Genomic DNA, 18,344 nt, shown 5'->3' with positions numbered 1-18,344 from the left:
TCCGTACCGTACCCAGAACTGACGGAGGACGGGGCGGGCGGTCGGCCCCGTGATCGTGCGGCGGCGCCGGCCGCGCCATCACGCCGGTCCTGAGCCGGGTACGGCGCGGCCGGGGACCCTGGGTACGGTGGGCGGGTGGAACAGCATCGTCCCGGACTCGACCCGGCGGTCGCCGCCGTTCGGCTCGCGGTGCGCCGCGCGCTGGCCGGCCTCGAGCCGGGCTCGGCCGTCGTCGTCGCGCTCTCGGGCGGCGCCGACTCGCTCGCGCTCGCCGCGGCCACGGCGTTCGAGGCGCCGAAGCTGGGGCTCGCAGCGGTCGCGGTGACGGTCGACCACGGACTTCAGGACGGGTCAGCGGATGCCGCGTCCGCCGCAGCGGCAGCGGCCGAGGCCCTCGGACTCGAGGCCCGCGTCGTGCGCGTCGAGGTCGCCGGGGAGGGCGGACCCGAGGCGGCGGCGCGGGACGCGCGGTACCGGGCCCTCCGCGACGCGGCGCGCGAGGCCGGCGCCGCGGCGGTGCTCGTCGGTCATACGCTCGACGACCAGGCAGAGACCGTGCTGCTCGGCCTCGCCCGCGGTTCCGGCGGGGGCAGCCTGCAGGGTATGCCGGCGGCCGGGACGCTCGACGGAGTCGTGCTGCTGCGGCCGCTGCTCGAGGTGCGGCGCGCGACGACGCGGGCAGCATGCGCGGCCGAAGGTATCGAGCCGTGGGAGGACCCGCACAACGCCGACCCGAGGTTCGCCCGGGTGCGCGTGCGCGAGACGGTGCTGCCGGTGCTCGAGGCAGAGCTCGGCCCGGGCATCGCCGAAGCGCTCGCGCGCACAGCCGCCCAGCTGCGCGAGGACGCCGAAGCGTTCGACGAGATGATCGACGAGACGATCGAAGACATCGTCGAGCACGCCGAGGCGGGCATCTCGGTCTCCGTCGCCGCGCTCGCCGCGAATCCCGCCGCGCTGCGGGGGCGGATCATCCGCCACGTCGTGGCGAGCGAGTTCCACCAGAGCCTCACCCGCGGCCAGACGCTCGAGGTGGCGCGGCTGGTGACGGACTGGTCCGGCCAGGGGCCGATAGATCTGCCCGGATGCCGCGCCCGCCGCGTCGGCGGACGGATCGAGTTCACGGCCCGCCGCGACGCCTAGACTCTGAGCATGCGCGCGGCCGACATCCAGAGCGAACTGACCGAGATCCTCGTCACCGAGGAGCAGATCCGAGAGAAGCTCCAGGAGATCGCGGCCCGGGTCGCCGAGGACTACGCAGGCAAGGACCTGCTGCTCGTCGGCGTGCTCAAGGGCGCGGTCATGGTGATGGCGGACTTCTCGCGCTACCTGCCGTCGTCGGTGCCGATGGACTGGATGGCGGTCTCGTCGTACGGCGCCGGCACGAAGTCGAGCGGCGTGGTGCAGATCCGCAAGGACCTCGACACCGATCTGCACGACAAGCACGTGCTGATCGTCGAGGACATCATCGACTCCGGTCTGACCCTCAGCTGGCTGCTCGAGAACTTCGAGTCGCGCGGCGCCGCCTCGATCGAGGTCTTCGCGCTGCTGCGCAAACCCGAGGCCGCGAAGGTGCAGGTCGACTGCAAGTACGTCGGCTTCGACATCCCGAACGAGTTCGTCATCGGGTACGGACTGGACTACGCCGAGAAGTACCGCAACCTGCGCGACGTCGCGGTGCTCGCCCCGCACGTCTACTCCTAGCCCGGCGCTCGCGCCGACACGGGCACACCCGGGGGCGGTCCTCCCGAGCCTTACGCCGTCGGCGAATGCACAGTCAGCGCCTAGGAACCCCGCGATACCCTGATCCCACCGCTTCGCGCGCCATTCTGTAGGCGCGCAGCCGGTTCGCAGACGAAAGGGATCGGGCGCGCGCCCGCACCATGGACTTCAAGAAGATCACCCGCAATCCGCTGTTCTACGTGCTGCTGATCGGCGTCTTCCTCATTGTGGGGTTCTCGCTCATCTCCAGCCTGAACGGCGCGAAGCAGATCTCCACGCAGGAGGGCCTCGAGCTGCTCGGCGGCAGCACCGTGACCGAGGTGGTGAACACCGACGGTGATCAGCGCGTCGACATGAAGCTCTCCGACGAGTACGAGGGCGCGAGCGACGTGCAGTTCTACTACGTCTCGGCGCGTGCGGACGAGGTCGTCAGCGCCATCAACGAGGCCGACCCGAAGGACGGGTTCAACGACGCCGTCCCGCGCGCGACCTGGTTCGACGGGTTCCTCTCGCTGCTGCTCCCGATCCTCCTCCTGGGCCTGCTGTTCTGGTTCCTGCTTTCGAGCGCGCAGGGTGGCGGCAGCAAGGTCATGCAGTTCGGCAAGTCGCGCGCGAAGCTCGTGACGAAGGAGATGCCGCAGGTCACGTTCGGCGACGTCGCCGGCGCCGACGAGGCGATCGAGGAGCTGGAGGAGATCAAGGACTTCCTCAAGGATCCGGCCAAGTTCCAGGCGGTCGGCGCGCGCATCCCGAAGGGCGTGCTGCTGTACGGCCCTCCCGGAACCGGAAAGACCCTGCTGGCCCGCGCCGTCGCAGGCGAGGCGGGCGTGCCGTTCTACTCGATCTCGGGTTCGGACTTCGTCGAGATGTTCGTCGGCGTCGGCGCCAGCCGCGTGCGCGACCTCTTCAACCAGGCGAAGGAGACCTCCCCGGCGATCATCTTCATCGACGAGATCGACGCCGTCGGTCGCCACCGCGGCGCCGGCATGGGCGGCGGTCACGACGAGCGCGAGCAGACGCTCAACCAGATGCTCGTCGAGATGGACGGCTTCGACCCCAAGGCGAACGTCATCGTGATCGCGGCGACGAACCGTCCCGACATCCTCGACCCGGCCCTCCTGCGTCCGGGCCGCTTCGACCGTCAGATCGGCGTGGACGCGCCCGACCTCAAGGGCCGCCAGCGCATCCTCGAGGTGCACGGCCGCGGCAAGCCGCTCGCCGACGGCGTCGACCTCGAGGTCGTCGCGCGCAAGACGCCGGGCTTCACCGGCGCAGACCTGGCGAACGTCCTCAACGAGGCCGCGCTGCTCACCGCCCGCTCGAACGCGCAGCTGATCGACAACCGCGCCCTCGACGAGGCCATCGACCGCGTGATCGCCGGTCCGCAGCGCCGCACCCGCGTGATGAAGGACAAGGAGAAGCTCATCACGGCCTACCACGAGGGCGGCCACGCCCTCGTCGCGGCGGCGATGAACCACAGCGACCCCGTCACGAAGATCACGATCCTCCCTCGCGGCAAGGCGCTGGGCTACACGATGGTGATGCCGCTCGACGACAAGTACTCCGTGACCCGCAACGAGCTGCAGGACCAGCTCGCGTGGGCGATGGGCGGCCGCGTCGCCGAAGAGATCATCTTCCACGACCCCACCACCGGTGCCTCGAACGACATCGAGAAGGCGACGAACATCGCGCGCAAGATGGTCACCGAGTACGGCATGACGACCGATGTCGGTCCGGTCAAGCTCGGGCAGTCGTCGGGCGAGGTCTTCATGGGCCGCGACATGGGTCACGGCCGCGACTTCTCGGAGCGCGTCGCCGAGCGGGTCGACGCCCAGGTGCGCGGGCTCATCGAGCAGGCGCACAACGAGGCGTACCAGGTGCTCAACGAGAACCGTGAGATCCTCGACCGGCTCGCGCTCGCGCTGCTCGAGAACGAGACGCTCGATCATCTCGAGATCGCCGAGATCTTCACCGACGTGAAGCGGCTCCCGCCGCGCCCGCAGTGGCTGTCGAGCGAGCAGCGCCCGGTGTCGGTGCTCCCGCCCGTCGAGGTGCCCGCCCGTCCGCAGCCGGTCGGCGCCGCCGCCCAGACCGAGGCGGAGCAGCCCTCGGCCGAGAAGGCCGCCAAGCGTCGCCCGACCGGTCAGGCTCGCCCCGCGACCGCATAGGCTCCCGTCATGGCCGTCGACCGAGATCGCGTCGCCGCGCTCGTGCGCGAGCTGCTCGAGGCGATCGGGGAAGACCCGGATCGCCCCGGGCTGAAGCTCACCCCGGGGCGGGTGGCCGACGCGTACACGGAGTTCTTCGCCGGGGTGGGCGAGGATGCCGCGGCCCCGCTCGCGCACACGATCTCGGTGACACGCGGGCCCGCGCCCGAGACGCTTCCGTCCGGTGCTGTGATGGTCCGCGACATCCGCTTCCGCTCGATCTGCGAGCATCACCTGCTGCCCTTCCGCGGACATGCGCACATCGCGTACCTTCCCGGCGAGCAGGTCGTCGGACTCGGCGCCCTGCCGAAGGTCGTCGACATCCTCTCGTCGCGGCCGCAGGTGCAGGAGCGGCTGGGCGAGCAGATCGCCGACGCGATCGCCGGATCACTCGACACCCGCGGCGTGCTGGTCGTGCTGGACGCCACCCACGAGTGCGTCACGATGCGCGGAGGACGACAGTCGGATGCCTCGACCGTCACGATCGCCGCTCGCGGAGAGCTCGCCGAGCCGGCGGCACGCGCCGAGCTGATTGTGCTCCTCGGGAGCCGCGAATGACGCTCGTCATGGGCATCGTGAACGTCACGCCCGACTCCTTCAGCGACGGCGGCCGGTTCCTGGATGCCGCCGCCGCGGTCGCGCACGGGCTCTCCCTCCGTCAGCAGGGCGCGGACATCCTCGACGTCGGCGGCGAGTCGACCCGGCCGGGCTCAGAGCGTGTCGCCCCGGGCGTCGAGCAGGAGCGCGTGCTGCCGGTCGTGCGGGCACTCGCCGAGGCGGGCGCCTACGTCAGCATCGACACCATGAACGCCTCCACCGCGGCGGCCGCCGTTGAGGCGGGCGCGCGCCTGGTGAACGACGTGTCGGGCGGACTCGCCGACCCTGACCTGCTCGCCGCGGTCGCGGCATCCGGCGCCGACATCGCCCTCGGTCACTGGCGCGGGCCGTCGGCCGACATGTACGCGCGTGCCGAGTACGCCGACGTCGCGGCCGAGGTGATGGCGGAGCTGAGCAGTCGTGTCGATGCCGCGGCGGCTGCCGGCATCCCGCCGTCACGCGTCATCGTCGACCCGGGCATCGGGTTCGGCAAGAAGGGCGAGCAGAACTGGGCGACGCTGCGGGCCACGGAGCGCATCGCCGCCATGGGGCATCGCGTGCTCATCGGCACGAGCCGCAAGCGGTTCCTCGCCGAGACGCTCGGTGCGGCCGGCGGCGATCCGTCCGAGGTGAGCGAGCGCCGGCGCGACCTCGCGACCGCGGTGACCAGCGTGCTCGCCGCGCAGGCGGGCGCATGGGCGGTGCGTGTGCACGACGTGGCCGCGACCCGTGACGCGCTGCGCGTCGCGACGGCGTGGGAAGGGGAGAGCCGTTGGGCGCCGACGAGATCACTCTGACGGGGCTCCGCGTCTTCGGGCGCCACGGCGTCTACGACGAGGAGCGTCGCGTCGGGCAGGACTTCGTGGTCGACGTCACGCTGCGGCTCGACACGCGGCCGGCGGCGGAGACCGACGACGTGGCCGACACCGTGCACTACGGTGAGCTGGCCGAGCAGATCGCGGCGATCGTCGGCGGCGAGCCGGTCGACCTGCTCGAGACCCTGGCCGCCCGCATCGCCGAGCAGGTGCTCACGGCCGAGCTCGTCGACAGCGTGCGCGTGACCGTGCACAAGCCGAACGCGCCGATCCCGCTCTCGTTCACCGACGTCGCCGTCACGATCGAGCGCGCGCGGGGGTCCCGATGAACCGGCGTCTGGCGCAGGGGTTCCAGGGCGACGCATCGCACACCGACCGCGCCCCCGCGGTTGCAGTGGTCGCACTCGGTGCGAATCTCGGCGAACGCGCGGCGACGATGTCGGCGGCGATCGAGGCGCTGCGACGCCTGCCGCTCGTCGACACGGTGCGCGCGTCGGAGCCGGTCGAGTCGGTCGCGGTGAAGCCGGATGGTCCGGATGCCTCGGCCCCGTCTTACCTCAACGCCGTCGCGCTCGTCACCACGCGGCTGGCCCCGTCGGTGCTGCTCGCGTATCTGCACGCGATCGAGACGCATCACGGCCGGGAGCGCCGTGAGCGCTGGGGCGACCGCACGCTCGACCTCGACCTCATCGCCTACGGCGACCTCCGCAGCGACGACCCCGATCTGCTCCTTCCGCATCCGCGTGCCGCGGAGCGCGACTTCGTGCTGGGGCCGTGGCTCTCGATCGATCCCGAGGCGACGCTCCCGGGCGCCGGCCGGGTCGATGCCCTGCTCGCGAAGCTCCGAGGGGACCGATGAAGCACACCGGAGCCGGCATCCTCCTCGTCGCCGCCGCCCTCGGCGTCGCCGCGGGGTTCCTCCTCGACCAGGTGCTGACGTCGTCTGGGCGTGCCACCTTCACGCCTGCGGTCACCCTTCCGATCCTGCTGGTGATGCTCGGCGCTGTGGTCGTCGTGCTCGCGGTGCCGATCCGGCAGGCGACGCGCGGCTCGGCGTCGAAGATGGTGAACCCGTTCCGCGCCGTCCGCGTGGCGATGCTCGCGAAGGCGGCCAGCATCGTCGGCGCGGCCATCGGCGGGGTGGCGCTCGGGCTGCTGCTGTTCCTCGTGACCCGACCCGTCGTGCCGTCGATAGGCTCGATGGCGACGGTGATCGCGACCGCGATCTGCGGGGCCCTCCTCGTGGCCGCCGCGCTCGTCGCGGAGCATCTGTGCACCATCCGGAAGGACGATGATGACGAACACCCCGGCGGGGATCCCGGACTCGAGCCCCGCATCCACGGACACTGACCCGGCGGCCGGAGGCTACACCAGTCTGGCCGAACCGCGTTCCGAGAACCGCCTCGTGCTGGAGTCGGGGGTGTGGCACCAGATCTCGCCGAAGTACGTGCGGGTGCAGTTCATCTCGACCGGCTCGTTCCTGCTGATCGTCGTCGCGGCGATGCTCGTGCTCACGCTGCTGATGCACCAGACGTGGGCCTGGATCCCGGGCGGAATCCTCACGGTGATCCTGGTCTGGACGCTCGCGATCCTGCCTCGCCAGGCTCGCTCGATCGGCTATCAGCTGCGGGACGACGACCTGGTGTTCCGCCGGGGGATCCTGTGGCAGCGCTTCGTCGCCGTGCCGTACGGCCGGATGCAGCTCGTCGACATCACGCACGGCCCGCTCGACCGTGGCTTCGGCATCGCGCAGCTCAAGTTCGTCACCGCCGCTGCGACGACGGGCGTGGTGATCCCCGGGCTCGAGCAGCAGACTGCCGAGACGCTGCGCGACCATCTCATCGAGGTCGCAGAGAGCCGGCGCACGGGACTATGACAGATCCGACTCCGTCGCCCGACGCTCCGCCGCAGGAGCTCGTGCGCTCGCCCCTCAGCGACGGCGAATGGCATCGCCTGCACCCGCTCACGCCGCTGCTGCGCGGCGGGCTGTTCCTGCTCGTCGTCATCGGCATCGTGATCGCGAACCTGCGCGACCGGCTGGTGTTCCTGTTCCTGCCGTGGCTCGCGCCCGAGCTCGGCGACGAACTCGGCGACGAGGTCCGCGAATGGGAGGGCGCCGGCGACCCCGTCGACTTCATCGTCGCCAACAACCTCTACGTCCTGGCGCTGCTCTCGGTCCTCGCGGCGCTCCTCGTGATCGTCGCGGTGTTCTACACATCGTGGCGCTTCCACACGTTCCGGATCACCGACGACGACGTCGAGGTGCGCAGCGGCATCCTGTTCCGCACGCAGCGCCGCGCACCGCTCGACCGCGTGCAGGGCGTGAACCTCACGCGGCCGATGATCGCCCGGCTGCTCGGCATGGCCAAGCTAGAGGTGGTGGGCGCGGGGACCGACTCGAACGTCAAGCTGGAGTACCTCTCGACCGCGAACGCCGAAGCCGTGCGCGCGGACATCCTGCGGCTCGCCTCCGGCAGAAGACTCGCGGATGCCGCGTCCCACGCCGCGCCGACGCGTCCGGCGGGCCGCGTGGCCGCGCTCGGGCAGACCGTCGGCCGGGAGCTCACCGGCCTCATCGAAGGACCTGAACTGCCGGTCGCGGTGCCGGACTCGGTCGTCAACATCCCGATCGGCCGGCTCGTGGCATCCCATCTCGTGAGCATGTCGACGGTGGGGCTTCTGGTCGCCGCCGTCGCGATCGGCGTCGGGGTCTCACAGGGCGTGACGTGGCTGCTGTTCGGCTTCGTTCCCGCGATCATCGGTTTCGGCGCCTACTGGGTGCGCTCGATCGTGCGGTCGCTGCGGTACTCGATCGCGCCGACGCCCGACGGCGTGCGCATCACGTTCGGGCTGCTCACGACGATCACCGAGATCGTGCCGCCGGGTCGCATCCATGCCGTCGAGGTGACCCAGCCGATCCTGTGGCGGCCCGCGGGCTGGTGGATGATCCGCATCAACCGGCTCACCGGGCGCAGTGCGACCGATGCCAACACCGACCAGTTCACGACGGTGCTGCCGGTGGGCACGTCCGCTGACGTTGAGCGGGTGCTGCGGCTGGTGCAGCCGCAGGTCGCCGAGACCGAGTGGCCGCTGATCGTCGAGCAGGGCGTGCTCGGGCCTCGGGATCGTGACTCCTTCACGAACTCGCCGCGGCGCGCGTGGTGGATCCGGCCGTTCTCGTACCGGCGCAACGGCTTCCGCCTCACGCCCGACGTGCTGCTGCTGCGACGCGGGGCCGTGTGGCGCAAGCTCGCGATCCTGCCGCTCGCCCGCCTGCAGAGCATCGGACTGCACCAGGGGCCGCTAGACAGGCTGACACGCGTCGCATCGCTGCGCGGCCACGTCGTGAGCGGGCCGGTCTACGCGCACCTCGCCGCGATCGATCGTGACGAGGCGCTGCGGCTGTTCGACGACGTCGCTCAGGCCACCGTCGACGCGGCGGGCGGGGATCGCTCGCACCGATGGGCGGAGGCCGAGCTGGATCTGGCGACCGCGCCGGTCGCCGGGCAGGGTGCGACGGATACGTGGGGCCAGCGGGCGGACGAGCCCGAGGGGCCGGCAGCGCCCGCCGGATCGACCGCTGAGCCGGCGGCCGGGGCTGAGGCTCCGGCGGTCAGGGCTCACGCTCCGGCGGCCGGGGCTGAGGCTCCGGCGGCGCGGACCGCCTCCGACGGGAGCGCGCATGAATCGTGACGGCCGCCTCGGCGTCGGGATCATCGGCGCCGGTCGCGTCGGCCCCGTGATCGGCGCGGCGCTCGCCGGTGCGGGGCACGCGATCACCGGGATCACGAAGGGTTCCGACCCCGAGCGCGTCGAGGCGATCCTTCCCGGGGTTCCGGTGCTCGAGGCGACGGAGGTGATCCGGCGGAGCGAGCTGGTCGTGATCGCGGTGCCGCACGACCAGCTCGAGGGGCTCGTCTCGGGACTCGCGGCGGTGGGTGCCTGGCAGCCGGGGCAGCTCGTGCTGCACACCGACGCCGCGTACGGCACCGGGGTGCTCGCGCCGGCCATGGCGCAGGGGGCCATCCCGCTCGCTGTGCATCCCGCGATCGTGTTCGCGGGCACCTCGATGGACCTGCGGGCGCTGACCACGGGGTACGCGGCAGTGACGGCGCCCGGACCGGTGCTGCCGATCGCGCAGGCGCTCGCGGTCGAGCTCGGCTGCGAGCCCGTCGTGGTCGCCGAGGACGACCGCCCGACATACGCGGAGGCGATCTCGGCGGCGACCGAGTTCTCGCGATCGATCGTGCGCCAGGCAGCCGGGCTGCTCAGCCAGGCCGGGGTCCCCCACCCTGCGGCGTTCCTCTCCGGGCTCGTGCACACCACGGTCGACCACGCGCTCGCCGCTGCGGGTTCCGGGGATCCCGGCGAACCCGCCGATACGATCAACGGATGATCAGCACCGCCGACGAGCTGCGCACCCGGCTGGCCGACGCCAGAGCCGCAGCTCCCCAGGGGACCCGGATCGCGCTCATCTCGACGATCGGCGCTCTCCACGACGGCCACATCGACCTCGTCCACCGCGCACGCGAAGTCGCAGACATCGTCGTGGTGTCCGTCTTCGTGAACCCGCTGCGCTTCGCCACCACGGCGGAGTTCGCGGCGTACCCGCGCACGCCCGACGAGGACGCGAAGCTGCTGGAATCGCTCGGCGTCGACGTGGTCTTCATGCCCGACGCCGCCGAGCTGCTGCCGAACGGCACGGCCACGACGAAGGTGAGCGCCGGCGACCTCGGGCTGCGCTACGAGGGCCGGGCGCGCCCGTTCTACTTCGACGGGCTGCTCACGGTCGAGGCGAAGCTCCTCAATCTCGTGCGGCCCGACGTCGTGGTGTACGGCGAGCGCGATCCGCAGCGCATCTTCCTCGTGCGTCGCATGATCCGGGACCTCTGCTTCGACGTCGAGGTGGCCACGGTCGAGACGGTGCGAGGCGACGACGGCCTGCCGGTCTCGACGCGCGTCGGCATGCTGGAGGACCGCGACCTCGCCGCCGCCGGACTGCTGCCGGCCGCTCTCGATGCTGCGGCGTCGAACGCCGACCGTGGCGTGGACGCCTGCATCGCCGCGGCGCAGTCGACCCTCATGGGCGAGCCGCGGATCCGTCTGGAGTACCTCAGCGTCGTCGACCCCGGGTCCTTCCTCCCGGTCGACGAAGGCCACCGAGGCCCGGCGCTCGCGCTCATCGCGGCGAGCGTGGCCGGGCACCGGTTCATCGACAACGCGCAGATCTACATCGCTTGAGGATCCAACGCAGGGGCCGCGTGAATCGGGGAGACTGGACCCATGTGGGACACACCGCATGAGACCCATCCGCTGACCACCGTGCAGCCGGAGACGAGCTGGATCCACTCCGAGCTCCTCGCCGCATGCCGACGGGTCATCGGCGTCACCCGCACCACCGGTACGCAGACGTTCACCGGTACCACCTCGCGCGACGGGACGAGCCTCGCAGCGTTCGACATCGTCTTCCGCAGCGATACCGCTGAGAACGTCCGCACCTCGCTCGTCCTCGACGTTCGTGACGACGCCGCACAGCGCACCCTCTCCACCGCGGAAGCGCTCGGCGACCTGTGCCACGGCGCCGCTACCGGCGACGGCGATGCCCAGGAGTCCCTTCTGAACCTCGTCGGCGCCGACTACTACGCCTACCTGACTCGCTTCGCCCGCGAACACCCCGGATCCGGCGACTCCCTCTGACCCGTCGCGAGGCAGGGCCCCTGATCCGACGTTCTCGAGGGTGAGGCGCCGTCTCACCGTCGAGGATCCTGAGCGTGAGGGCAGGGACCGGCGAGGCCGCGCAGATAGACTTGGCGGCGACTTTTGCGAGGAGCCCGTCGATGACCGAAACGCCTGCGAACACGCCTGCCGAGACGCCCGAACCCACCGAAGAGGACATCTTCGAGCAGAAGGCCGTCCGTCTGGCCAAGCGTGAGCGGCTCATGGCGGAGCGGACGGATGCCTCGGGCGGCGCCTACCCCGTGAGCGTTCCGGTCACCGACACGATCCCCGCGCTGCGCAAGCGTTTCGGCGACCTCGAGGCCGGTGCTGAGACCGGTGTGACCGCCGCGGTCGCCGGCCGTGTCGTGTTCAGCCGCAACACCGGCAAGCTCTGCTTCGCCACGCTGCAGTCCGGCGACGGCAGCCGCATCCAGGCGATGGTGTCGCTCGCCGCCGTGGGTGAGGAGTCGCTCCAGCAGTGGAAGGAGCTCGTCGACCTCGGCGACCATGTCTTCGTCGAGGGCGAGGTCATCTCCAGCCGTCGCGGCGAGCTGTCGATCATGGTGTCGACGTGGCAGATCGCCGCCAAGGCAGTGCTCCCCCTGCCGAACATGTACGCCGACCTCAGCGAGGAGAGCCGCGTTCGCAGCCGCTTCCTCGACCTCATCGTGCGCGACCGGGCGCGCCAGACGGTCGTCGCGCGGGCGAAGGCCAACGCGAGCGTGCGTCAGACATTCGCGGACCACGGGTTCCTGGAGGTGGAGACGCCGATGCTGCAGGTGCAGCACGGTGGCGCATCGGCGCGCCCGTTCATCACGAACTCGAACGCGTTCGACACCGACCTGTATCTGCGCATCGCGCCGGAGCTGTTCCTGAAGCGCGCGGTCGTCGGCGGCATCGAGCGGGTCTTCGAGATCAACCGCAACTTCCGCAACGAGGGCGCCGACTCCACGCACAGCCCCGAGTTCGTGATGATCGAGGCGTACCAGGCGTACACCGACTACAACGGGATCGCCGACCTCACCCAGGAGATCATCCAGAACGCCGCGATCGCGGTCACCGGCTCGACCCTGGTCACGTGGGCGGACGGCACCGAGTACGACCTCGGCGGTCAGTGGGAGCGCCTGCCGATGTACGGCTCGCTCTCGGAGGCGTCCGGTCGCGAGATCACGCCCGAGACGTCGCTCGACGAGCTCGTCGCGTTCGCGAACGAGGTGGGCGTCGACCTTCCGCCCCACGCCACGCACGGCAAGCTCGTCGAAGAGCTGTGGGAGCACTTCGTGAAGCCGGGCCTCACGCGCCCGACGTTCGTCATGGACTTCCCGATCGACACCAGCCCGCTCGTGCGGGAGCACCGCACGATCGCGGGCGTCGTGGAGAAGTGGGACCTGTACACGCGCGGCTTCGAGCTCGCGACGGGCTACTCGGAGCTCATCGACCCGGTCATCCAGCGTGAGCGCTTCGTCGAGCAGGCCAAGCTGGCCGCGCGCGGCGACCTCGAGGCGATGCGCATCGACGAGGAGTTCCTGCGGGCGCTCGAGCACGGCATGCCCCCCACCGGCGGCATGGGCATGGGCATCGATCGCCTCCTCATGGCCATCACCGGTCTCGGGATCCGCGAGACGATCCTCTTCCCGCTCGTCAAGTAGCAGAACGGTCGCCCGGCCTCCCGGCGACACGTTCGGCACCGGCTGAGCGAGACGCGCGCTCACCGCGCGGCTCGGCGGAACGCCCAGTCCGGCAGGTGCCCGGCGTGCACGAAGGACCGGACGATCTCGCTGAGGCCGTGCTCGGGCTCGATCGCGCACGCCTGCTCGGCGTAGAGGTCGGCGTGCGTCGAGAGACCGAGCGCCCACGACAGCCACGCGCACATCGCGAGCGGTCCCGGACGAGACGCCCTCGGTGCCGCAGCCGCCGCGAACCTCACGACCTGCAGCGCTCGTGCGAGACGGTCGGGGTCGGGCTGCTCCCCTTCGCCCCACATGCGCATCGCGAGGTGTGTCGGATACTCCTCGCCGGACTCCCACCGCAGCTGTGCGTCGAACGCCTCGTCGCCGGCGATCATGGTCGCGCTCCACTGCACGAGGGCGATGTCGCGCAGCGACGGCCGCGACAGGCACCACACGAGCGTCGCGGCGTCGTACGGGCTCAGGTCGTCGGCCTCCCAGTCCAGTGCGTCCTCGAACAGGCAGGGCAGATCGTCGAGCGCGCATACCGCCGCCAGTGCCGCCGGGTCGATGCGGTCGCCGCCGGCCGGGGCGACGTCAGCGTCGTCCGGATCGCCGCCGGGCGCGGCATCCGCTCCTCCACCCGGTCCGCACAGCACATCGACCGCCCGCTCGAGCGACACGAGCGCACTGGCGACCCGCTCGCTCTGCGCGAGTCCGACGCGGGGGAGCTCGGCGCCCGACGCCTGGTCGCCCGGCGCGGTGGCGCCCTCGGCGCCCGGCCCCTCCTCATTCGCCGCCGAGAGGTCGAGGTCGGCGAGCGGCCGTCCGCCCTCGGGACAGTACGGGTCGAAGAGGGAACCCCAGGCGTCCTGGGCGACGCACAGGGCGTCGGTCCACCGCAGCCCGCAGATGTCGGCGCGCCGCTCGAGCGCGCGCAGAAGGCCGGTGTGCGGCATCCGATTCCCGCTTTCGAAGGTCGCGTCGGTGAACGCGATCGCGGCGACGGCGTCGGCCTCGGGGAGCCGGCACACCGTCCCGATGACGGTCGCGGCCACACGGTCGACGGACTCGGTGTCGTCGTCGGAAAGGTCGAACCGCATCGCGCCGACGCTGCGCGAACCGGCGAACGGGACCATCACGAGGCTGCGCGTGGGGACGTAGCCGAGCATGCGGGGGATGAGGGACAGGAACTCCGCGGCGCCCGCGGCTTTGACGATCGTGGTCATGGGTCGACTGTCGCGGCACGGGCGGGGTGAGCACGGGACCCGATCGCCGACCGGGGATCGTTCACGCAGCACCCGGGGTTGGGGAGGAACCGCCGCCTCCGGCGAACGTCGTCGCGAACTCCTCGGGAAACCACCCCTGCGCCGGCCGCGTATCCTTGAGGGCATGGACGATTACTGGGTCGCCGTCGTGTGGACGCTGCTCCCGACGATCGTCGTCAGCGCCATCTTCTTCTTCGTGCTGCGCAGCGTGATCCGTGCCGACCGCAACGAGCGCCGTGAGTACGCCCGCGTCGAGGCCAAGGAGCGCGCCAAACTCGGGATGCCGCCGGCCGCGGCACCGGTCGATGCACCTGCCGCCTCCGAGCGCTGACCGCCGTCCCCACTAAGGTGGGGCTCACGCCGTCCGGGGAACGTCAGGAGCCACAAGAGTGATCACCGTCACGTTCGATGCGACGTGGTGGCTGGTGCTGGTCTTCGTCGTCGACCTGGTCATCCGCGTCGCCGCGATCATCATCGTGCCGCGCAACCGGCGCCCCACCGCGGCGATGGCCTGGCTGCTGGCCATCTACTTCATCCCGATCATCGGCGTGTTCCTCTTCCTGCTGATCGGCAACCCTCGCCTGCCACGCAAGCGTCGGCGCAAGCAGGAGCGCATCAACGAGTACATCCGTGACACCAGCGCCTCGCTCGACTTCGGCACGCTGCGCCCGCACGCGCCGTCCTGGTTCACGTCGCTGGTCACCCTCAACCGCAACCTCGGCGCGATGCCGCTCGCCGGCGACAACGCCGCCCACATCATCGGCGGCTACCAGGACAGCCTCGACGCCATGGCCGACGCCATCCGCGGTGCGAAGCGCTATGTGCACGTCGAGTTCTACATCTTCCAGTCGGATGCCTCGACCGCGAACTTCTTCCGTGCGCTCGAAGAGGTCAGCGCGCGCGGCGTGACCGTGCGCGTGCTGCTCGACCACTGGGCCAACCGTGGCAAGCCGTTCTACAAGCAGACCCTCAAGCGCCTCGACGCCATGGGCGCGCAGTGGCACCTGATGCTTCCCGTCCAGCCCCTCAAGGGGAAGTACCAGCGGCCCGACCTGCGCAACCACCGCAAGCTGCTCGTCGTCGACGGCCGCGTCGCGTTCACCGGATCGCAGAACGTCACCGACTCCACGTACAACCTGCGCAAGAACATCAAGCGCGGCCTGCACTGGGTCGACCTCATGGTGCGCATCGAGGGCCCGGTCGTGGCATCCGTCAATGCCGTCTTCCTGTCCGACTGGTACAGCGAGACCGACCAGATCCTGACCGACGAGATCGACCTCTTCGACGTCGAGTCCGGTCCCGGCGACCTGGACTGCCAGATCGTGCCGTCCGGGCCGGGGTTCGAGTTCCAGAACAACCTCAAGCTGTTCGCGGGACTCCTCTATGCCGCGCAGCGCAAGATCGTCGTCGTCAGTCCCTACTTCGTGCCCGACGAGGCGCTGCTGCTCGCGATCACGACGGCGTGCCAGCGCGGCATCCACGTCGAGCTCTTCGTGTCGGAAGAGGGCGACCAGGCGCTCGTCTACCACGCCCAGCGCAGCTATTACGAGGCGCTGCTGCGGGCGGGCGTGAGGATCTGGATGTACCAGCGCCCGTTCATCCTGCACTCCAAGTCGATGACGATCGACGACGAGGTCGCGATCGTCGGCTCGAGCAACATGGACATGCGCTCCTTCGGTCTCAACCTCGAGATCTCCATGCTCGTGCGAGGCGAGGAGTTCGTGCGCGAGATGCGCCGGATCGAAGACAGCTACCGCGCCCTGAGCCGCGAGCTGACCCTCGAGGAGTGGGAGAAGCAGCCGCTGCGCTCCACCGTGCTCGACAACCTCGCGCGGCTGACCTCCGCGCTGCAGTGATCACCCCCTCGGGGTGATTGTGACCAGCGCGTTACCGAGCACCGTGAGATCACACGCCGATCTGCGACACCATATGGCTGACGGATGCCGCGGTCTCGGGCGTCCGCGCTGCTCAGGGAAGGACCTCGCATGACCCCTCGCATCCGCTCGGTGCTCGCCGGGCTCGGCCTCGCCGCGCTCCTCGCGGGCGCACTCACCGCCTGCGCGACCACGTCGGGCGGCACCGCGCCCACGGCGCCCTCGGACACGTCGTCGACCGACGGCGATGACGCGAACGAGCAGGAGGTCGGCGCCGCGTGGCTCGACGGCGGCCGCCTGATCGGCATCGTCACCCAGGGCAGCTCGACGTGCATCCCGACCGCGGAAGAGGCGACGTACGAAGACGGCGTGATGAAGGTCACGCTCGTCGACGTCGAGGGCGACACCGCCTGCACCGCCGACCTCGCGCCCCGGGTCTCGCTCGTCGGCGTGCCCGAAGACGTCGACCCGACGCAGGACCTCGAGATCGAGGTCACCGGTGACGGCTGGGCCGGCGACACCGAGCTCGGCGGGGTGGCCGACCTCGGCGGCGGCGGCGAGACGGACTACCTGCCCTCCGCCGGGTGGACCGACGTCGACGGCCAGTTCGTCGTGCTCACTTGGGGCTCGTCGTCGTGCGCGCCGGTGGTCGAGAACACCGAGGCCACGAGCGCGACCGAGATCACGGTCACGTTCGCGACCCCGCCCGCCGACCAGGTCTGCACCATGGACATGGCCCCCCGCGGCGTCGTGACCTCGGTGCTCGAGGCCGAGGACGACGCCGACATGTTCGCGATCCTCACCGGCGGCGAGTTCGACAACATCCGGGTGCCGATCTACCCCAACTGAGGTGCGCGTGCGCTTTCTGCTCACCTGTCACGATGTGTCGGTGCGAGCGGCAATTCGCGACGGGGGAGGCGGCGTCGGCGAGGTGACGGCTTGATCACCTGTCACGATGTGTCGCGGCAGGTGGTGTTTCGTGACAGGGGAGCGCAGGGGAGGCGGCGTCGGCGAGGTGCCGGCCTGATCACCTGTCACGATGTGTCGGTGCGAGCGGCAATTCGCGACGGGGAGGCGGCGTCGGAGAGGTGCCGGCCTGCTCACCTGCCGCGATGTGTCGCGGCAGGTGGCGTTTCGTGACAGGGGAGCGCAGGGGAGGGCGGATGCTGCTTCCTCCGGAGGCCGCTTCCAGCACGCGCTCTCCACAGACGAACCGTAAGCCTGCGTCGCACGCTGAGCTGAGGTCACGATCTTCGAGTGATGCGACCCCTCCCGGAAGAACTCGGACCTCGGTTCTCCGTCCAGCAGGCAAGGGCCGCCGGAGTCTCAGAGGGGAGGCTGCGGCGCAAAGACGTCGACAAGCCGTTCCACGGCGTGCGAGTCGTGAGCGACGCCGGGCTTCCAGCAGAGCTCGCGACGGATCGCTGCGGTCGCGCTCTCGGGTCGGCGGAGCATGCGCACCTCGCACGTGCCCTCGCGTACGCACCGCGGATGTCCGACGGCGAGTTCTTCAGCCACGTCACCGCCGCGGTCATCCTCGGCATCCCCCTCCCGTATGCGCTCGTCGCGCGGTCGCTGCTGCATGTGTCGGTGCTCCGGCCGAGGCGGCTTCCTCGCAGCGCGGGCGTGCGCGGACATGAGGCGAAGCCCTCGCTCGTGACCACCGCACGAGATGATCGCACCGGTCTGATGGTCGCGTCGCCGGCGTCGGTGTGGGCGAGCCTCGGGCGACAGTTGGCCGACCCGTATGACCTGGTCGCCGCCGGAGACGCGGTCGTGCGAACGTGGCGCGTCGACTCGCCGCTTGCGACGCTCGCCGAGCTCGAGTCGGCGGTCGCAGCGGGACGACGAGTCGGCGTGGTGGCCGCCCGGCTGGCGCTTCCTCGCGTGCGGACCGATTCCGCGTCCCGCACGGAGTCCTGGCTGCGCCTCACGCTCGTCGATCACGGGCTGCCTGAACCTGCGCGAAACCACGAGGTGTGCGAGGACGGCGTCTACCTCGGGTGCGTTGATCTCGCGTATCCCGCCCTCAGGGTCGCGATCGAGTACGAGGGAGAGCACCACCTCCTCGACCCGGAGCAATGGAGCCGCGACATCGCTCGGTACGAGGCGCTTCGCGCCGCTGGCTGGATCGTCGTCCAGGTCACCAAGTCCGAGCTCTTCGGCACGCCCGCGGTAGCCGTTCAGCGGGTCCGCGAGGCGATCCGTCGTCGCGGCTGAGCCGCGTCGTACTCTCCGCACGCTCGCCTGTCACGAAGCGCCGCGACCCGCGGCGCTTTTCGACAGGCGAGCAGATGGGGCGAAGGTGATCAGGCTGGGCCGTGCACGTTGCGCCGAGCGTGCCCTTGCTCGCCTGTCACGAAGTGCCGCTGCGCGCGGCGCCCTGTGACAGGTGAGCGGGCTGGGTCGGTCGAGCGAGCTGCGACGAGCGTCTCCGCACGCTCGCCTGTCACGAAGTGCCGCTGCGCACAGCACCTTG

The 18,344-nt window shown here is 70.7% G+C and carries 19 protein-coding genes; 18 read left to right on the top strand and 1 reads right to left on the bottom strand.

The features are described 5' to 3' along the window. Nucleotides 1-135 precede the first annotated feature (135 nt). From tilS to lysS, 14 genes are all read left to right on the top strand, one after another. The gene (gene tilS / locus ACFC1W_RS04740) at nt 136-1,140 is read left to right on the top strand and encodes a tRNA lysidine(34) synthetase TilS (protein ID WP_375989241.1); all 1,005 of its coding nucleotides are present in this window, start codon (nt 136-138) and stop codon (nt 1,138-1,140) included. Between the two features lie 9 nt (nt 1,141-1,149). Then, nucleotides 1,150-1,701 (top strand): hypoxanthine phosphoribosyltransferase, encoded by a 552-nt coding sequence (hpt, locus tag ACFC1W_RS04735; RefSeq protein ID WP_241111803.1) that lies wholly within the window; start codon nt 1,150-1,152, stop codon nt 1,699-1,701. Nucleotides 1,702-1,880: 179 nt separating this feature from the next. Next, on the top strand, nt 1,881-3,887 hold the full coding sequence (ftsH, locus tag ACFC1W_RS04730; protein ID WP_375989239.1) for an ATP-dependent zinc metalloprotease FtsH: 2,007 nt from the start codon (nt 1,881-1,883) through the stop codon (nt 3,885-3,887). A gap of 9 nt (nt 3,888-3,896) precedes the next feature. After that, entirely contained in the window at nt 3,897-4,484 is a 588-nt protein-coding gene (gene folE / locus ACFC1W_RS04725) for a GTP cyclohydrolase I (RefSeq protein ID WP_375989237.1), read from the top strand. Beyond that, nucleotides 4,481-5,320: a dihydropteroate synthase gene (gene folP / locus ACFC1W_RS04720; protein WP_375989235.1), complete on the top strand. Its 840-nt coding sequence runs from the start codon at nt 4,481-4,483 to the stop codon at nt 5,318-5,320. Before folE ends, folP begins: the two co-directional genes overlap by 4 nt. Then, nucleotides 5,296-5,667, top strand: a complete 372-nt coding sequence (gene folB, locus ACFC1W_RS04715) for a dihydroneopterin aldolase (protein ID WP_375989232.1) — start codon at nt 5,296-5,298, stop codon at nt 5,665-5,667. The genes folP and folB overlap by 25 nt, the downstream gene beginning before the upstream one ends. Then, nucleotides 5,664-6,197, top strand: coding sequence for a 2-amino-4-hydroxy-6-hydroxymethyldihydropteridine diphosphokinase (folK, locus tag ACFC1W_RS04710; RefSeq protein WP_375989230.1), 534 nt, complete (start codon nt 5,664-5,666; stop codon nt 6,195-6,197). Before folB ends, folK begins: the two co-directional genes overlap by 4 nt. Continuing rightward, nucleotides 6,194-6,688: a DUF3180 domain-containing protein gene (locus ACFC1W_RS04705; RefSeq protein WP_375989227.1), complete on the top strand. Its 495-nt coding sequence runs from the start codon at nt 6,194-6,196 to the stop codon at nt 6,686-6,688. The genes folK and ACFC1W_RS04705 overlap by 4 nt, the downstream gene beginning before the upstream one ends. Then, the gene (locus tag ACFC1W_RS04700) at nt 6,633-7,214 is read left to right on the top strand and encodes a PH domain-containing protein (protein WP_375989224.1); all 582 of its coding nucleotides are present in this window, start codon (nt 6,633-6,635) and stop codon (nt 7,212-7,214) included. Before ACFC1W_RS04705 ends, ACFC1W_RS04700 begins: the two co-directional genes overlap by 56 nt. Further along, a complete protein-coding gene (locus tag ACFC1W_RS04695) occupies nt 7,211-9,031 on the top strand; it encodes a PH domain-containing protein (RefSeq protein ID WP_375989222.1) in 1,821 nt (606 codons plus the stop codon). Before ACFC1W_RS04700 ends, ACFC1W_RS04695 begins: the two co-directional genes overlap by 4 nt. After that, complete coding sequence (locus ACFC1W_RS04690; RefSeq protein WP_375989219.1) at nt 9,021-9,734, top strand: DUF2520 domain-containing protein; 714 nt, start codon at nt 9,021-9,023, stop codon at nt 9,732-9,734. The genes ACFC1W_RS04695 and ACFC1W_RS04690 overlap by 11 nt, the downstream gene beginning before the upstream one ends. After that, nucleotides 9,731-10,579 (top strand): pantoate--beta-alanine ligase, encoded by an 849-nt coding sequence (panC, locus tag ACFC1W_RS04685; protein WP_375989216.1) that lies wholly within the window; start codon nt 9,731-9,733, stop codon nt 10,577-10,579. Before ACFC1W_RS04690 ends, panC begins: the two co-directional genes overlap by 4 nt. Before the next feature lie 42 nt (nt 10,580-10,621). Continuing rightward, nucleotides 10,622-11,035, top strand: coding sequence for a hypothetical protein (locus tag ACFC1W_RS04680; RefSeq protein WP_375989214.1), 414 nt, complete (start codon nt 10,622-10,624; stop codon nt 11,033-11,035). 140 nt (nt 11,036-11,175) lie between these two features. Next, a complete protein-coding gene (gene lysS / locus ACFC1W_RS04675; protein ID WP_375989211.1) occupies nt 11,176-12,705 on the top strand; it encodes a lysine--tRNA ligase in 1,530 nt (509 codons plus the stop codon). 59 nt (nt 12,706-12,764) lie between these two features. On the opposite strand, the gene ACFC1W_RS04670 is transcribed toward lysS, so the two are convergent. After that, nucleotides 12,765-13,952, bottom strand: coding sequence for a DUF4192 family protein (locus ACFC1W_RS04670; RefSeq protein ID WP_375989208.1), 1,188 nt, complete (start codon nt 13,950-13,952; stop codon nt 12,765-12,767). A 163-nt stretch (nt 13,953-14,115) separates the two neighbouring features. Between ACFC1W_RS04670 and ACFC1W_RS04665 the strand changes: the two genes are divergently transcribed. The 4 genes from ACFC1W_RS04665 to ACFC1W_RS04650 all read left to right on the top strand — a co-directional run bounded on the left by ACFC1W_RS04665 (nt 14,116) and on the right by ACFC1W_RS04650 (nt 18,085). Then, nucleotides 14,116-14,322: a hypothetical protein gene (locus ACFC1W_RS04665; RefSeq protein ID WP_241111816.1), complete on the top strand. Its 207-nt coding sequence runs from the start codon at nt 14,116-14,118 to the stop codon at nt 14,320-14,322. A 58-nt stretch (nt 14,323-14,380) separates the two neighbouring features. After that, nucleotides 14,381-15,847, top strand: coding sequence for a cardiolipin synthase (gene cls, locus ACFC1W_RS04660; RefSeq protein WP_375989204.1), 1,467 nt, complete (start codon nt 14,381-14,383; stop codon nt 15,845-15,847). Nucleotides 15,848-15,976: 129 nt separating this feature from the next. Then, entirely contained in the window at nt 15,977-16,714 is a 738-nt protein-coding gene (locus ACFC1W_RS04655) for a hypothetical protein (protein ID WP_375989201.1), read from the top strand. 642 nt (nt 16,715-17,356) lie between these two features. Further along, the gene (locus tag ACFC1W_RS04650) at nt 17,357-18,085 is read left to right on the top strand and encodes an endonuclease domain-containing protein (protein ID WP_375989200.1); all 729 of its coding nucleotides are present in this window, start codon (nt 17,357-17,359) and stop codon (nt 18,083-18,085) included. Nucleotides 18,086-18,344 lie beyond the last annotated feature (259 nt).

The organism is Microbacterium sp. NPDC056003 (assembly GCF_042274785.1).
Taxonomy (GTDB): Bacteria; Actinomycetota; Actinomycetes; order Actinomycetales; family Microbacteriaceae; genus Microbacterium.
Note: the sequence above shows the minus strand (reverse complement) of the source record. Positions and strands in the feature narration are given on the sequence as shown.

Excerpts from the sequence above, each read along its gene's own strand:
- hpt (WP_241111803.1), top strand. The coding sequence starts at position 1,150 with ATGCGCGCGGCCGACATCCAGAGCGAACTGACCGAGATCCTCGTCACC.
- ftsH (WP_375989239.1), top strand. The coding sequence starts at position 1,881 with ATGGACTTCAAGAAGATCACCCGCAATCCGCTGTTCTACGTGCTGCTG.
- folE (WP_375989237.1), top strand. The coding sequence starts at position 3,897 with ATGGCCGTCGACCGAGATCGCGTCGCCGCGCTCGTGCGCGAGCTGCTC.
- folP (WP_375989235.1), top strand. The coding sequence starts at position 4,481 with ATGACGCTCGTCATGGGCATCGTGAACGTCACGCCCGACTCCTTCAGC.
- folK (WP_375989230.1), top strand. The coding sequence starts at position 5,664 with ATGAACCGGCGTCTGGCGCAGGGGTTCCAGGGCGACGCATCGCACACC.
- ACFC1W_RS04705 (WP_375989227.1), top strand. The coding sequence starts at position 6,194 with ATGAAGCACACCGGAGCCGGCATCCTCCTCGTCGCCGCCGCCCTCGGC.
- ACFC1W_RS04700 (WP_375989224.1), top strand. The coding sequence starts at position 6,633 with ATGACGAACACCCCGGCGGGGATCCCGGACTCGAGCCCCGCATCCACG.
- ACFC1W_RS04695 (WP_375989222.1), top strand. The coding sequence starts at position 7,211 with ATGACAGATCCGACTCCGTCGCCCGACGCTCCGCCGCAGGAGCTCGTG.
- ACFC1W_RS04690 (WP_375989219.1), top strand. The coding sequence starts at position 9,021 with ATGAATCGTGACGGCCGCCTCGGCGTCGGGATCATCGGCGCCGGTCGC.
- panC (WP_375989216.1), top strand. The coding sequence starts at position 9,731 with ATGATCAGCACCGCCGACGAGCTGCGCACCCGGCTGGCCGACGCCAGA.
- ACFC1W_RS04680 (WP_375989214.1), top strand. The coding sequence starts at position 10,622 with ATGTGGGACACACCGCATGAGACCCATCCGCTGACCACCGTGCAGCCG.
- lysS (WP_375989211.1), top strand. The coding sequence starts at position 11,176 with ATGACCGAAACGCCTGCGAACACGCCTGCCGAGACGCCCGAACCCACC.
- ACFC1W_RS04670 (WP_375989208.1), bottom strand. The coding sequence starts at position 13,952 with ATGACCACGATCGTCAAAGCCGCGGGCGCCGCGGAGTTCCTGTCCCTC.
- ACFC1W_RS04665 (WP_241111816.1), top strand. The coding sequence starts at position 14,116 with ATGGACGATTACTGGGTCGCCGTCGTGTGGACGCTGCTCCCGACGATC.
- ACFC1W_RS04655 (WP_375989201.1), top strand. The coding sequence starts at position 15,977 with ATGACCCCTCGCATCCGCTCGGTGCTCGCCGGGCTCGGCCTCGCCGCG.
- ACFC1W_RS04650 (WP_375989200.1), top strand. The coding sequence starts at position 17,357 with ATGTCCGACGGCGAGTTCTTCAGCCACGTCACCGCCGCGGTCATCCTC.